Source organism: Leisingera sp. ANG59 (assembly GCF_013317235.1).
Taxonomy (GTDB): domain Bacteria; phylum Pseudomonadota; class Alphaproteobacteria; order Rhodobacterales; family Rhodobacteraceae; genus Leisingera.
The window spans coordinates 1-13317 of the sequence record NZ_WLCM01000041.1 but is presented as its reverse complement, the minus strand read 5'-3'; the positions used below and the strand labels follow the sequence as shown (position 1 = coordinate 13317).

The 13317-nt window shown below is 64.2% G+C and carries 10 protein-coding genes; 1 reads left to right on the top strand and 9 read right to left on the bottom strand.

Translation table 11 applies throughout. From position 1 onward, the window contains the following. The 4 genes from GKC28_RS21935 to GKC28_RS21920 form a co-directional block, all read right to left on the bottom strand. Window positions 1-1236, bottom strand: a complete 1236-nt coding sequence (locus GKC28_RS21935) for a 3-methyl-2-oxobutanoate dehydrogenase (2-methylpropanoyl-transferring) subunit alpha (RefSeq protein ID WP_174149120.1) — start codon at window positions 1234-1236, stop codon at window positions 1-3. Window positions 1237-1486: 250 nt separating this feature from the next. After that, window positions 1487-3169, bottom strand: coding sequence for a D-lactate dehydrogenase (gene dld, locus GKC28_RS21930; protein WP_174149119.1), 1683 nt, complete (start codon window positions 3167-3169; stop codon window positions 1487-1489). A gap of 19 nt (window positions 3170-3188) precedes the next feature. Beyond that, a complete protein-coding gene (locus GKC28_RS21925) occupies window positions 3189-5255 on the bottom strand; it encodes a TRAP transporter large permease subunit (RefSeq protein WP_174149118.1) in 2067 nt (688 codons plus the stop codon). Between the two features lie 123 nt (window positions 5256-5378). Beyond that, the gene (locus GKC28_RS21920) at window positions 5379-6431 is read right to left on the bottom strand and encodes a TRAP transporter substrate-binding protein (RefSeq protein ID WP_174149117.1); all 1053 of its coding nucleotides are present in this window, start codon (window positions 6429-6431) and stop codon (window positions 5379-5381) included. 329 nt (window positions 6432-6760) lie between these two features. On the opposite strand from GKC28_RS21920, the gene GKC28_RS21915 reads away from it, so the two are divergent. After that, a complete protein-coding gene (locus GKC28_RS21915; RefSeq protein ID WP_174149116.1) occupies window positions 6761-7534 on the top strand; it encodes a FadR/GntR family transcriptional regulator in 774 nt (257 codons plus the stop codon). Window positions 7535-7938: 404 nt separating this feature from the next. Here the strand turns inward: GKC28_RS21915 and repC are convergent, their stop codons facing one another. The 5 genes from repC to GKC28_RS26210 form a co-directional block, all read right to left on the bottom strand. Beyond that, window positions 7939-9192, bottom strand: a complete 1254-nt coding sequence (repC, locus tag GKC28_RS21910; protein ID WP_174149115.1) for a plasmid replication protein RepC — start codon at window positions 9190-9192, stop codon at window positions 7939-7941. Window positions 9193-9363: 171 nt separating this feature from the next. Next, a complete protein-coding gene (gene repB, locus GKC28_RS21905) occupies window positions 9364-10380 on the bottom strand; it encodes a plasmid partitioning protein RepB (RefSeq protein WP_174149114.1) in 1017 nt (338 codons plus the stop codon). Next, on the bottom strand, window positions 10377-11564 hold the full coding sequence (gene repA / locus GKC28_RS21900) for a plasmid partitioning protein RepA (RefSeq protein ID WP_174149113.1): 1188 nt from the start codon (window positions 11562-11564) through the stop codon (window positions 10377-10379). Before repA ends, repB begins: the two co-directional genes overlap by 4 nt. A gap of 167 nt (window positions 11565-11731) precedes the next feature. Beyond that, window positions 11732-12940 carry a Fic family protein gene (locus GKC28_RS21895; protein WP_174149112.1) on the bottom strand — a complete coding sequence of 403 codons (1209 nt, stop codon included), beginning with the start codon at window positions 12938-12940 and terminating at the stop codon, window positions 11732-11734. Window positions 12941-13127: 187 nt separating this feature from the next. Then, window positions 13128-13317: hypothetical protein (locus GKC28_RS26210; protein ID WP_217434180.1), on the bottom strand; the 190-nt coding region annotated here is incomplete at its 5' end.

Here is a 13317-nt window from a genome sequence, read left to right as displayed (position 1 = left end):
TCAGAACCCCGCTTCCTGGCGCTGCCGGATCAGATGCGGCGGCATGGTTTCATAGACGCCTTCGAACATGTCGCGCGGGCTGGGGACCTTGCCCGCCGTAAGCGTGCCGACCGCCTCCGCTTCCTTCTGCGCCGCCCGCACTGTATCCAGCACCTCCGCCTCGGCCTGCTTGTGACGCTCTTCGCTCCATGCGCCAATGGCGATCAGGTGCTTCTTCAGCCGCTCCACCGGGTCGCCCAGCGGCCAGGCCGCCGCCTCGCGCCGGGACCGGTAGGCCGACGGGTCGTCGCTGGTGGAATGGCCGCCCGCGCGGTAGGTCACATGCTCGATCAAGGTCGGCCCATGGCCCCGCCGCGCCCGCTCGCAGGCCCATTTCGCCACCGCATGCACCGCCAGGTAATCGTTGCCGTCCACCCGGACAGAGGCGATGCCAAAGCCGTGGCCGCGAGCGGCAAAGGTGCCGACCCCGCCGCGGGCAATGCCCTGGAAGGTCGAGATGGCCCATTGGTTGTTGACGATGTTCAGCACCACCGGCGCGTTGTAGGTCGAGGCGAACACCATCGCCGCGTGAAAATCGCTTTCGGCGGTGGAGCCGTCGCCGATCCAGCCCGCCGCGATCCGTGTATCGCCGGATATCGCCGAGGCCATCGCCCAGCCCACCGACTGCACGAACTGGGTGCCCAGATTGCCGGAAATGCTGAAAAAACCGTGCTCCTTGGAGGAATACATGATCGGCAGCTGGCGCCCGTGCAGCGGGTCTTCGGCGTTGGAATAGATCTGGTTCATCATCGTGACCATCGGATAGCCGCGTGCGATCAGCAACCCGGCCTGGCGGTAGGTCGGGAAGTTCATGTCGCCCGGCTCCAGCGCACGGCTGAAGGCACAGCTGACCGCTTCCTCGCCCAGATGCTGCATGTAGAAACTGGTCTTGCCCTGCCGCTGCGCGTTCAGCATCCGCGCATCGAACGTCCGCAACAGCAGCATGTGACGCAGCCCCTCATGCAGTTCTTCAGTGCTTAACGCGCCCGCCCAGTCCCCCACCGCCGCGCCGTCCTTGTTCAGCACCCGCACGATGGAAAACGCCATGTCCCGGATCGCATCCGGGTCCACGTCCACCGGCGGCCGCGCCACCGCGCCTGCGCGGGGGATCTCAAAGTCGGAAAAATCCGGGGTCCTGCCCGGACGGCAGCCCGGTTCGGGAACATTCAGCGAAAGCGGTCCGGTGTCACTGGTCATTCTGCACCTTTCTGGCTGCGGCAGCGCCGGACGCCGTCCAGCGGGCTGCTCTGTACCGGGCGGGCGGCGCTGGTCTGCTAGGCTGCCGCCTGCCCTGCCCCGTTTTTCTACCACATAGTCCGGTAACCAATTGCTGCCACGGTTGCACAGCAATGCAGGCTCAGCAACCTTTGCATGACCGCAAACCGCCCGGGCAGCGGCCCGGACGGTAGGATTGGAGCATCGAACCGGTACGGCTCCTGCAGCCCCGTCAGGCGTAATGCTTGTTCCGGGACATCTTGCCGATGCCAGGGTTCATGCTGTTTGTCGGGTCCACCGATTTGTAGAACGCCGCCAGGTCCGGCTTGGCCCGGTACAGGTGGCCGACGTTGTGCTCCGCCGGGTATTCGGCCCCGCGTTTGTCCAGCAGCGCCAGCATCGCGTCCTTCAGCGCTTTCGGGTCGGCGCCCTTCTTCACGATGTAATCCTGATGCAGCACGTGGCACATGAAATGCCCGTAATAGAGCCTGCTCACCAGCTGGTCCGCGATCTCCGGCGGCAGCTCCTCGAACCAGTCCTGATCGTTGCGGCGCAGGGCGATGTCCAGCGCGATGATGTCCTCAACCTCTGAGCGGTGCACGGCCATGTACCGCACCGCGGCGCCGGCCGCGGCAAAGCGGTGCAGCCCGGCCATTTTCGCCTCGCGCGGATCGCATTCAAAGAAGGCCAGCTTGCCATCGTCCGCCATTGCCTCCAGCAGGGCGCGGGCTTCCTCGATGCCGCCGTCGCGCATTTTCAGGATCAGGTGATGCGGATAGGCGGCGCGGAACTCGCGCATCCGGGCAGGCAGGATGTCGGGCCACAGCCGCGAAAGAAACTGCATCGCCCTGTCGGTCAGGTTGCCAAGCCCCGGAATGCCGGCCAGCCGCGCATCCACCGCGCCTTTCAAGGCAAAGAACACCGGCAGCCGGTCGGTGCCGAGCTTGTCGATCATCACCATCGTGTCCTTGCCGTAGCGGTCGGACAGGTCGAAGACCTCCGCATGCATGTATTCGGCGCTGACCGGCAGGGTATTGAACTCCGCCAGAATGCGGCGGCGCAGGGCGGTCAGCGCCGCCGTGGTTGGACTGCCGACATAAAAGGTCAGCTCCTCATCGTTTTTCGGATAGGTATCCAGCCGCACTGCAAAAACCGCCAGCTTGCCCGCACAGCCCGCAGCCTCGTAAAGCCGCGACTTGTCGGCATTGAACCGCGCCGGGGTCGGCGCGTCGATGTCGCGGACCCGGCGGGCATAGGAGGTGTCCGAGGCTTTCAGGTTGCCGGTCTCAACATCCTCAGGGCTGTAATCGCCGTTCTGCAGCCGGGTCAGGATCTCCTCCGGGCTGGCGCCCAGGTTTATGCCCAGGTGGTTGACCAGCTCCAGCTGCCCCTCGGGGGTGATGCGGGCAAACAGCGACAGCTCGGTATAGGACGGCCCCCGTTCCACCAGCGAGCCGCCGGAGTTGTTGCAGACCCCGCCCACGATCGACGCCCCGATGCAGGAGGAGCCGATCACCGAATGCGGCTGGCGGCCCAGCGGGTCCAGCAGCTTTTCCAGCGCGAACAGCGTCGAGCCGGGGAAGCTGACGACCTGCGTGCCGCCGTCCAGCAGCTGCAGCTGGTCCATCCGCCGGGTGTTGATCAGCACCACGTCCCGGTCATAGCTGCCCTTGGGGGTGGAGCCCTCGGTCAGCCCGGTGTTGGCCGCTTGCATGATGACGATCTTGTCCGCCGCCACACAGGCCTGCAGCACCTTCCACTGCTCCAGCAGGGTTGCGGGCTGGACCACCGCCAGCGCCTCCCCCTCGCCGGAGCGGAACCCCTTGCGGAACCGCCGCGTGGCGCGGGCGCCGGTCAGCACATGGCGGCGCCCGCAGATGGATTTCAGGGTCCGGATCAGCTCTGCATCGCTCATCACAGCCGCCCTCCCCTGCTCAGTAAGCCACAGATGGCAGCCAGGTCGCCAGCGCCGGCCACAGGTAGACGAACATCAGGCCCGTCAGCTGCAGCAGCACGAAGGGAATGATGCCCTTGTAGATATGGCCCAGGCGGATTTCCGGCGGGCAGACGCCCTTGAGGTAGAACAGCGCAAAGCCGACCGGCGGCGTCAGGAAGGAGGTCTGCAGCGTCACCGCAACCAGGATCACGAACCACACCAGTGCCGGCTCATCCATGGCGCCGAACCCGGGGATATCCAGCCCCAGCCCGTTCACGATCGGGCGCATCAGCGGCAGCACGATCAGGGTAATCTCAATCCAGTCCAGCACGAAACCCAGCAGGAACACGATGAACAGGATCATGAAGACGGTGCCTTCGGGCCCAAAACCGGTGCCCTGGATCATCTCCTCGATCAGCGCGTCGCCGCCCAGCTCCCGCAGCACATATGAAAACACCGTCGCGCCCAGGAAGATCGCAAAGATATAGGCGGTGGTGTTGAAGGTGGCCTTGAGCACGTTGACCAGCTTCGCCAGCGTCAGCTTGCGGTAGCCAAGCGCCAGCAGCGTCGCCCCCAATGCGCCCACGCCCGACGCCTCGGTCGGCGTGGTAAGACCCGCAAAAATAGAGCCTAACACGGCCAGAATTAGCCCCAGTGTCGGCAGCACCGCGATCAGCACGTCCTTGACCGCCGCCCAGTCCGGACGCTTGGCACCCGCAGGCACCGGGGCCACGTCGCGTTTGATCAGCGCAATCACGAAGATATAGGTGAGGTAGAGCGCGCCGATGATCACGCCGGGGAACACCGCGGCCATGAACAGGTCGCCGACGCTCAGCGCCATCTGGTCCGCCATGATCACCAGCATGATCGAAGGCGGGATCAGAATACCCAGGGTGCCGGAGGCCGACACCACGCCCGCCGCCAGCGCAGGCGAATACTTCTGCTCCATCATCGACGGCAGCGACAAGACGCCCAGCAGCACCACCGAAGCACCGATAATCCCGGTGGAAGCCGCCAGGATGATGCCGATCATGGTGACAGTGATCGCCAGCCCGCCGCGCACGGTGCCGAACAGGCGCTGCATTGCCCCCATCAGCCGCTCCGCCACGCCGCTTTCATCCAGCATCAGCCCCATGAAGATGAACATCGGCAGCGCCACCAGAACCGCGTTCGACATGGTGGCATAGACCCGGTTCACCACCGCACCCAGGGTCAGATAATCCAGCCCGGTCAGGGTCTCCTCCAGCCCGGTCCAGTTCATCAGGCCATTGTCGAACAGATAGGCCAGCCCGCAATAGGCCACCCCTACCCCGGCCAGCGTCCAGGCCACCGGAAAGCCGGTGAACAGCAGCGCGATGAAGGTCAGGAACATGGCGATGACCAGCTTTTCCTCGGTGCTCTCCACCAGGAAGGTCAGCGCCGTGGCCACAACGGCAAAGCCAAGGAGCGCCCAGATCACCAACCGCAGGCTCTTGCCGGCGCGTTCCTCTGCCGGGCCTGCCAGCAGCGCATGGCCGTCATGGATCAGCCGCGCCAGCGCCGCTGCCGCCAGCATAACAAAGCTCAGCGGGATCACCGCCTTCAGCGCCCAGCGGGCGGGCAGGCCGGTCGGGCTGTCGGAACGTTCGTTCACCCGCCAGCTTTCATAGAAATAGTCGTAGCCCTGATCGATCATCAGATAGATGAACGGCACCAGCAGGGTCAGGATGCCGATCACCTCAATGATCCTCCGGGCGCGGCGGCTCAACTGCATGTGCAGCACGTCGACCCGCACATGGCTGTCTGTGACCAGCGCATAGGAAATGCCGATCATCGTCACCAGCCCGTAGAAATGCCACTGGATCTCGTCCAGCTTGGGATAGTTCTGGTTCAGAAGGTAGCGCAGCGCGACCTGCGAGACGATGGCCAGCACCAGCAGCAGGTTGGCCCACATCACCAGGTTGCCGGTCCCCTTGACCGCAGTGTCGATCCACACCGCCAGCTGCTGCCGGTCCTCGTCGCCGTGCTCAAGGATCTCTTCGTAGCGTTCGATTGGGTCGTCCTGCAGATGCAGATTCTCGGCCATGGTTTCCTCCTCCGGAACGTGGCGTGCGCGGACGTGAATGCGCCCGTATCAGTCAGGGAAATGACGAAAATCGGGAAAGGCGGGGCGGCGGAAATGCTGCCGCCCCAAGGTCGCGCAAGCGGGTTACTTGCGCGGGAGAAATGCGTTTTCCTTCCAGACCGCATACCCTTCACGGAAGGTCTGCATGTCCAGCAGCACGCGGCCGAAGAACTGATCGTTGGTGGCCTCTTCCGCGGCGACCTCGTCCCAGGTGGCGCGGAACAGCTCCAGCATCTGGTCGTCCCACTGCTTAATCTGCACGCCGTTGTTTTCGACGTTGTCGATCAGCGCCTCATGCTGGATCGCCTCGCCTTCGGCAAAGCTGTCGGCCATCGAGGCCTTGCAGGCGTTTTCGATGATCGCCTTGTGCTGTTCGCTGGCCTCGTTCCAGACGTCCTTGTTGACCAGCAGCTCAAACACGGTGGCCTGCTGGTGCCAGCCGGGGAAGTAGTTGTATTTCACCAGCTTGTGGAAGCCGAGACGGGCGTCGATCGCGGGCATCGAGAACTCGGTGGCGTCGATGGCGCCTTTCTCCAGCGCCGGGAAGATCTCGCCCCCCGGCAGCAGCGAGGTGGCCACGCCCAGCTTCTGCATCACCTTGCCGCCCAGGCCGAAGAACCGCATCTTCAGGCCGTTCAGATCCTCGGCGCTATTGATCTCCTTGGCGAACCAGCCGGAGGTCTCCGGCGCGATCACCGCGCAAGGCAGCACCTTCACGTTATAGCCTGCCTGGTCGTACATCTCCTGATACAGGGTCATGCCGTTACCGTAGTAAAGCCAGGCCATGTATTCGCCCGCTTCCGGGCCGAACGGCACGGCAGAGAACAGCGGTGCGGCCGGGATCTTGCCCGCCCAGTAGCCGGCGGTCGTGTAGCCGGAGTTGATCTTGCCCGAGGACACCGCGTCGAGGATCTCGAACGGCGGTACCAGCTTGCCGGGCTCATAGACTTTCATCTTGAGGCTGCCGCCGGACATCAGGTCCAGCTGCTCGGCCACCCGCGGGATCGGCGAGCCGAGGCCCGGCAGCGAGGTCGAAAAGGCAATCGGGGTTTTCAGCAGCAGCTTGTCGGCGGCCTGTGCGGCAGGGGCTGCCAGCAGCGATGCGGCCACGGCAAGCGAGGTCAGGGTCTTTTTCATGGGGTCTCCTCCGGGTTCAGTCCGGCCGCTCCTCCGGCCGCAGATCCTACCGCTGATGCGGCATGACTGGTAAATATTGTTGACCACGCAATTCAGTCAACAACTTTATTTACCACTGAGCAGGTTGGCAGCGGGATCGTGAGGCGGGCGAAACCGCATGTTTTTCGGCGCTTTGAAGACGGGTTCAGGAAAGATTGTTTTCTTTCATAATATTGCCTCGAAGCCGGGCATCCGTATTTCTGGGTACATCAGCTTGCAGTTTTGCGGGGCAGTGGTAAAGTTTCAGAATGACCTCTGTTCCGAGGTTTCCCAGCATCTAAGTGGACGCCATGACCGACATCCGCCCGTTTGACCCCGTTGGACACGAATCAATTGCCGATGCCGTGGTCGAGCAGATTGAGACGATGATCGTCGACGGCATCCTCAAGGAGGGCCGCAAACTGCCCTCCGAGCGGGAACTGGCAGAAGCCATGGGGGTGTCGCGCCCCAAGCTGCGCGAGGCCCTGCAAACGCTGGAAAGCCGCGGCCTGGTCAATGTCCGCCATGGCGAGGGCACCTTCATCGCGCCGCTCACCGGCCGGGCCATGTCCCCTGCCCTCCTGTCGCTCTACACCCGCCACGGCGGCGCCTTCTACGACTACCTGGAATACCGCCGCGAACAGGAGGCCTTTGCCAGCCGCCTGGCCGCCGCCCGCGCCACCGAGTCCGACAAAGCGCGGCTGGCAGAGATCATTGCCGACATGCAGAAAGCCTGGGAGCAGGACGATCAGGACGCCAGCCAGGAGGCCGACTTCCGACTGCACACCGCGGTTGTCGACGCCAGCCAGAACACCACGCTGATCCACATGATGGCCTCAGTCTACGACCTGACCCGGCAGGGGGTGTTCTACAACCGGGAATTCCTGCGCACCATGGATGGCACTGGGGCGGAACTGCTGAAGCAGCACAAGGAGATTGCTCAGTCGATCATCGACGGCGACCCGGACCGCGCTGAGGCGGCGGCGCGGCGCCACATGGATTTTGTCGAGGAATCCTTCCGCACCGGCCAAGAGCAACAGGCCCGCGAGATCCGCGCCGCCAAGCGGCGGCAGCTAACCAAATAGGCAGGCGTCAGGCCCGCCGGAGCGTTTGCACCTGAACCGGGCCGGACGCCCCTATCCAGCCGACAAAACCACCCTGCCCCGGTTTTCTGCTCCCTGCAACACAGGCAACTGGCCCGCGTTTCAAAGTCCAGTTCTGCCATAGCAAACGGGGACAGCAGCAATGACAGGGTACCTTCCGTTTCGACCCACTTCGTCGAACCCGCCTGCCTGCGCATCGGCGCCATAGAGGTCGCGGCCGGCAATCCTCCGCTTCGGCCACTGGCAGAACGCAATGCCAGGTTCCAGTTGAATCGCAATATCGCCAGTTACAGCCGGTCCCGGATCCCACGGTTTAACCGGCGTAAACCGGCTTGGCTGTTTTCAAAGCGGTAATGGCAGGTAAGGAGTTCACAGCTGTGAACTCTCTAGGCTGCAGCCTTGCGGGCGAGTGCCATGACCATCGGGGCACTGGTGAAGGCTCCCGAAACAGCCTTGGCGCTCAGATGCCTGAGGTATCCGCTGGGCGAGCGGATATCCAGAAACCGTTCGAGCATGGCGGCGACCACGGTTGCGGCCTCTGCGGCCCCCATAACAGTCTTGGTTTCTTCCCAGACCGCTGAAGAGATCCCCATCATCGGGCGCACGGTATCGGCGGCCCGCAGGAGGTCGGGCCAATGGCGGATTGGGCCATCCGCATAGCTCTGGATTTCACCGCAGGCCGAGAGGATCAGGCGCAGCGGAAGGTTTGGGCCGCTGGGGGCAGGGGCCTTTGGTGGCTGGGGCCGAGTTTTATGGCTCACGGTACCTTGTTCTGAGGGTTTCTCAGCATAGCTGGTATCCTCTTGCGATTCCGTATGCGGTGCGTGCGCTGGCTTAACGGCTTGTTCAGATTCAAAAGAGTCTTTCTTAGAATTCTGATAGTGGTGCTCAATTCGGGCGCCACTGGTGCCCGGTTCCTCTGCAAAAACGGTCTCTAATTGGCGTTTGGCTTCCTCCAGTGAGGCGGAGAGAGATGTTTGGATGTCAGCCAGATCCGCCAGCCCGAGCTTGCGGCGAAGGTCGCGGGCAGTGAGATGCGCGAGGTCCTGGAACTGGTCCCAAATGGACAGCTCAGGATCTTCTGCCGCGCCGAGCAGCGCCAGGTTCAGCAGGTCGCGGCGCATCAGGCTGACGGTTTCGCGCAGGTGTTTGATGCGGGCCGCCAGGGCGCGTTCCGTCTCGGCGGCGTCCGAAAACTCGGCGTAGCGGCGGGCGAGGGGGGAGAGGTCGAACCCATAGGCCACACGCTCGCCCTGGGAACGGCGCACGTAGCGCTTGCCGTTGGGGCTGTCTCGGCGGATCAGGATGCCTGCGGCCACCAGCTTGGCCATGTGGCGGCGCATGGTGGAGTTGGGCATCCCGTTCAGACGCTCGCAGATTGCCCGGTTGGAAGGGTGCACCACGGTGACGCCGGGCTGCGGCTCCACATCGGTGCCGGGCAAGAAACTAATCAGCGCCTGCAGGACGGAGAGGTCGCGGTCATTCAGGCTATAGGCCTTGCGCGCGGTGGCCAGTTCGCGCAGCGCGTCCCATTTGCTGACAGCGGCGTGCATAGGGGAGTGCGCGGCGGCGGCCTGCTGATGTTTCAGCAGGACAGCATCCACCGTTCGCCCAAAAGGCGTGAGGGGCATATATCCCATGTCATCATCACGAAAGACAAAAAAACAGCGGCCCGCGAATCGCTTTGGACTTGCGGTTATGGGCTCCGGCCACTAACTTGAAGGTGCTAGAAACAAGTTGGTCTCGTGGAGCTTCGGTTTTGCGGGGCCTTCTTTTTGCCTGCTCTGTGCCTCCTAAGTTGTTGTTATCATTTATTCTTCGCCGCGCGACTGCCAGCGCGCGTGAAGCTCTTCAATCAGTGTTTGCGCCTCAGCCTCCAGCCAGTCGGCAAAGCCGCCGCCGGGCAGCTCCAGGCTGACGCCCTTGGCGGTGCGGCGCAGGGTGGCGCTGCGCAGCCCATCCACGGTGAGCGGCTGGCTGAGGGTGCGGGCCTTGGGGGCCTTTGCCGGTTTCTGCGGGGCAGGGGAGGGCGCCACGGCGCTGAACACCGCCTCAAACGCCAGCACCGACGGGTCGGCGGGTTCTGCCTCAGCAGCGCCGTTGACGGCCCGCATGGTGAAATCGTCGTATTCCTTCTGGGCGATGGCAATCAGCCCCTCCTGGCTGGCGCCGCTGGCGGCAATTGCCTTGGCCAGTGCGTCCCAGCGGGGGCGGCCGATGCCCTGGGCGGGGCCGATGGCGCGGATCAGATCGGGGCCCACCGCCTCGGCAATGGCGATGGCCATGGAGACGGATGATTTGGTGACGGTCAGCACCTCGGCAACCTGCGATTGGTTGCCGAAGCCGTTTTCGACCAGCTCCTGCGCGAACAGCGCCTTTTCGATGAAGCTGAGGTCGCGGCGCGCCATATTTTCGGAAATCTGGGCGCGCACGGCGGCGTCATCATCCAGAGTGGCGACCAGGGCCCGGACCTTGGTCACCTTGTCGGAGGCACGGATCGCTTCCAGCCGGCGGCGGCCGTAGACCAGCAGATAGCGGTCGGCCTCAGACGGGTGGCGGCGCACCAGGATCGGCACGGTCTGGCCGTTGGCCTCAATCGCGTCGCGCAGGTCGTGGATGTCGTTAGGGTCGAGCCGGTCGTGGACGCGGGTGTCCTCGATCTGATGCGGCTCCAGATCCCAGACCCGATGCGAATCCACCGCGTCGCGGGCCGAGCGCAGGGCGCGGTTGCTGGACATCATCGGTGTTGCCGGGGCAGGGGAGGAAACCGGCGCGCCGGCCGCGGCCAGGCTGTCGAGCATCGAAAGGCGGGATTTCTTACTGGTCATGTGCGCCCCCAGGTTTCCTGAATGAGCTGGCTGATTTCGTCGTTCACGGCGTTCAGGCTTTCGATCGCGCGGTCATAAGTGGAGCGGGTGAAAGCGCTGCGTTCGACCTCGTATAGAGTCTGTTTTGTGAGGCCCGCGTCGGAAATCGCGGTGGATTTCAGCATCGGCGCGTTCAGCACCTTGTCGCCGTACATGGTGCGCAGGAAGGCGACGATGCGGTTCTGCGGCGCATCCGACGGCTCGTAGCGCGTCAGCAGGTAGCGCATCCAGTCGTGGCTCATGTCGGCGCCGGACTGGGCGATCACGTCCATCAGGTCGGCAGTCATGCGCAGGAATTGCGACATCGACATCACGTCGAGCATTTCTGGGTGGATTGTGACCAGCACGCCGGTTGCGGCGGAGAGCGCCGACATGGTGAGGAAGCCGAGCTGCGGCGGGCAGTCGATCACCACCACGTCATAGTCGGAATCGACCTGTGTCAGAGCCTCTTTGACCCGGAAAAAGAACAAGCCGGCGCTGCCCTGCGCGAGGGCGCGGGGGGTATCATGCTCGAACTCCATCAGTTCCAGATTGCCGGGGATCAGGTCGAGGTTCGGGATATAGGTCTTGCGGATCACCGAGGAGATCGGCGCCGGGTCGTCATAGCGGATGGCATCGTAAAGCGTGCCGCCGTCCTTGAGGTCGAACTCCGGCTGGACGCCGTGCAGCGCGGTCAGCGAGGCCTGCGGGTCAAGGTCGATCGCCAGCACCCGGTAGCCCTTGAGCGCGAGGCGCTGCGCCAGATGGGCGGAGGTGGTGGTCTTGCCGGAGCCGCCCTTGAAATTCATCACGCCGATGATCTGCATGTGATCATTTTCCCGGCGGCCGGGCAGGTAGTCGCCGGGCTTGCGGGCGGTTTTCTCCAACAGCTCGCGCAGCTCGCGGATGTCCTCGGCGGAATACTGGCGGCGGTTGCCGGCGGTCAGCTCGGGCGAGGGGCCCTTGCCGTCCAGATGCAGCTTGCGCAGGTAGGAATCATTTACGCCCAGCAGGCTTGCGGCCTCGCCGGAGGTGAATTTGCGCATGGTCTTGGAGGCGTTCGGCGGGAACAAGCTTTCGCGCTGCGCATGCAGCTGGGCCGCAATCCATTCGGAATGCTGGCGGATCACCGCATTGAGATCCTCAGGTGTGTATGTATGATCCATCTGCCCTTGTGCCTGCCATCTGCGCCGCTCTGCCTTTTACCCGTGTGTCTGCTGCCTGGCGTGTTCACGGAATTTGGCGTTTGCCGCCTCTTTTCCGTGACTATTGGCCAAAGAGCGGGATTCGTGCAAGCATTTTCTAGTGTTGGCCGGTTCTGGGGCGGGGGCTGTCAGCGGCTGGGAAACAGGCCGGGCATCCAGTCCCCGGCCAGGGCCGCGGGGAAGGTCAGCTGCAAGGGCGCGCGCTGGGTCGGCGATGCCAAGGCGCCGGCCGCCAGCAGTCCCGCCGTCACCTTGCGGGCCTGGCGGTCGCTGACGCCAAGCAGCCCGTGTACCTGGCCGCGCTCCAGACTGCCCAGGGTGAGGGCCTCGCGCATCACGGTTTCGGCGCCGGTCAGCAGGCGGCCTGCGCGGATTTCGCCCTGGCACCAGGCCTCGACGCGGGCGCGCAGCGTGTGCGGCTGCATCAGCTGCTCCATGAAGCGGACCTGGTCGAGCGAGGTTTCCAGGAAGAAGGCAGCGAATTCCGCTAGCCGCTGCTCCGACAGGTTGCCGCGGCCGTCGGCGTCGCCGTGGCGGGGCTCATCCGCGGCCATCAGGCGCTGCTTGTATTCGGCCTCCTTGCGGGCGAGGCCGCGGGAGGCGGACCACAGGCCCTCGGAATTCACGTTCTGGCGCAGCATGGCGTGCGCCACCATGCGCGACACCCGCCCGTTCAGGTCGAGGAAGGGGTGCACCCAGACCAGCCGGTGATGGACGCAGGCGGTGGCGATGATGGCGCCGCTGCGGCCCTGAGCGCCGTACATCTTGCGCATATGGGCCAGCAGCCGCGCCACTGCGCCGGGGCTGGGGGCGACGTGCTTGCCCACCTGCACATAATCCGTGCGGAAGGCGCCGGGGATGATCCGGGTCTCCGTGCCGTCGGGGGCGCGCGTGACCAGCAGGCTTTCGGGCAGGTTTTCGCAGAACCGGCGGTGAACCTCCTGCAGCACGGCGGGATCGAGCGGATGGCCGGGCAGTCCGCCCTCATCTATCCATTTCTGCACCGCGATATGGGCGACCGCCTCCAGCTGCAGATCGCGCTTGGCCTGATCCTGGCTGAAATCCTGATTGAGCGCGCGTTCGATGTCGACCGGGTGGGTGTTGTGACCTTCGATCAGGTTGGAGTAATAGCAGTTCATCGACCGCACCAGGCCGGCCAGCGGGGTGCGGACGGCCTCTGGCAGCGCCGCGCGCAAGGCTGACGAGGCCATCGCCAGTTCAACCGCTAGGTCGTTGAGGGCAGGGCGGTGACGGGAAGCCTCTTCGGGGATTAGCGGTTCAACGATGGTGATCGGTTCGCCATCATCCGCCAGTTCGGTTGGCCTGTCAGCCGCCATGTAACGCCTCTGCCTTGGTTGCGGGCGGTGACACCCGTGGTGTTCCTGTTTGAGTTCCGTTTTATAGCCCGATTGCCGCCGCCGGGGAATGGCATAAATTATGTTTTTTAACATTGTGTTATTCAGATGGAATCGATGCTTTCCGGAAGAGTCGTTCCGTTTTTAATTCCGGTTATTGTTCCGGTTTTCACTCGGGAAATCCCACTGCGGAGGCGGCGCCGGCCGTGACCATCGGGGCGAAGGCAGCCGCGGCGGCTTGACCGGAGGCGGCGCCGGCCGTGACCATCGGGGCGAAGGCAGCCGCGGCGGCTTGACCTTCCTCAAGGCGGGGATGGGCGGGTCGGGCCATCCTGCGGGCATGAAAGGCGACAACGGGC

Coding starts and splice junctions, on each gene's coding strand:
- GKC28_RS21915 (WP_174149116.1), top strand. CDS start 6,761: ATGACCGACATCCGCCCGTTTGACCCCGTTGGACACGAATCAATTGCC.
- GKC28_RS21895 (WP_174149112.1), bottom strand. CDS start 12,940: ATGGCGGCTGACAGGCCAACCGAACTGGCGGATGATGGCGAACCGATC.
- GKC28_RS21920 (WP_174149117.1), bottom strand. CDS start 6,431: ATGAAAAAGACCCTGACCTCGCTTGCCGTGGCCGCATCGCTGCTGGCA.
- repA (WP_174149113.1), bottom strand. CDS start 11,564: ATGGATCATACATACACACCTGAGGATCTCAATGCGGTGATCCGCCAG.
- repC (WP_174149115.1), bottom strand. CDS start 9,192: ATGGGATATATGCCCCTCACGCCTTTTGGGCGAACGGTGGATGCTGTC.
- repB (WP_174149114.1), bottom strand. CDS start 10,380: ATGACCAGTAAGAAATCCCGCCTTTCGATGCTCGACAGCCTGGCCGCG.
- GKC28_RS21925 (WP_174149118.1), bottom strand. CDS start 5,255: ATGGCCGAGAATCTGCATCTGCAGGACGACCCAATCGAACGCTACGAA.
- GKC28_RS21935 (WP_174149120.1), bottom strand. CDS start 1,236: ATGACCAGTGACACCGGACCGCTTTCGCTGAATGTTCCCGAACCGGGC.
- dld (WP_174149119.1), bottom strand. CDS start 3,169: ATGAGCGATGCAGAGCTGATCCGGACCCTGAAATCCATCTGCGGGCGC.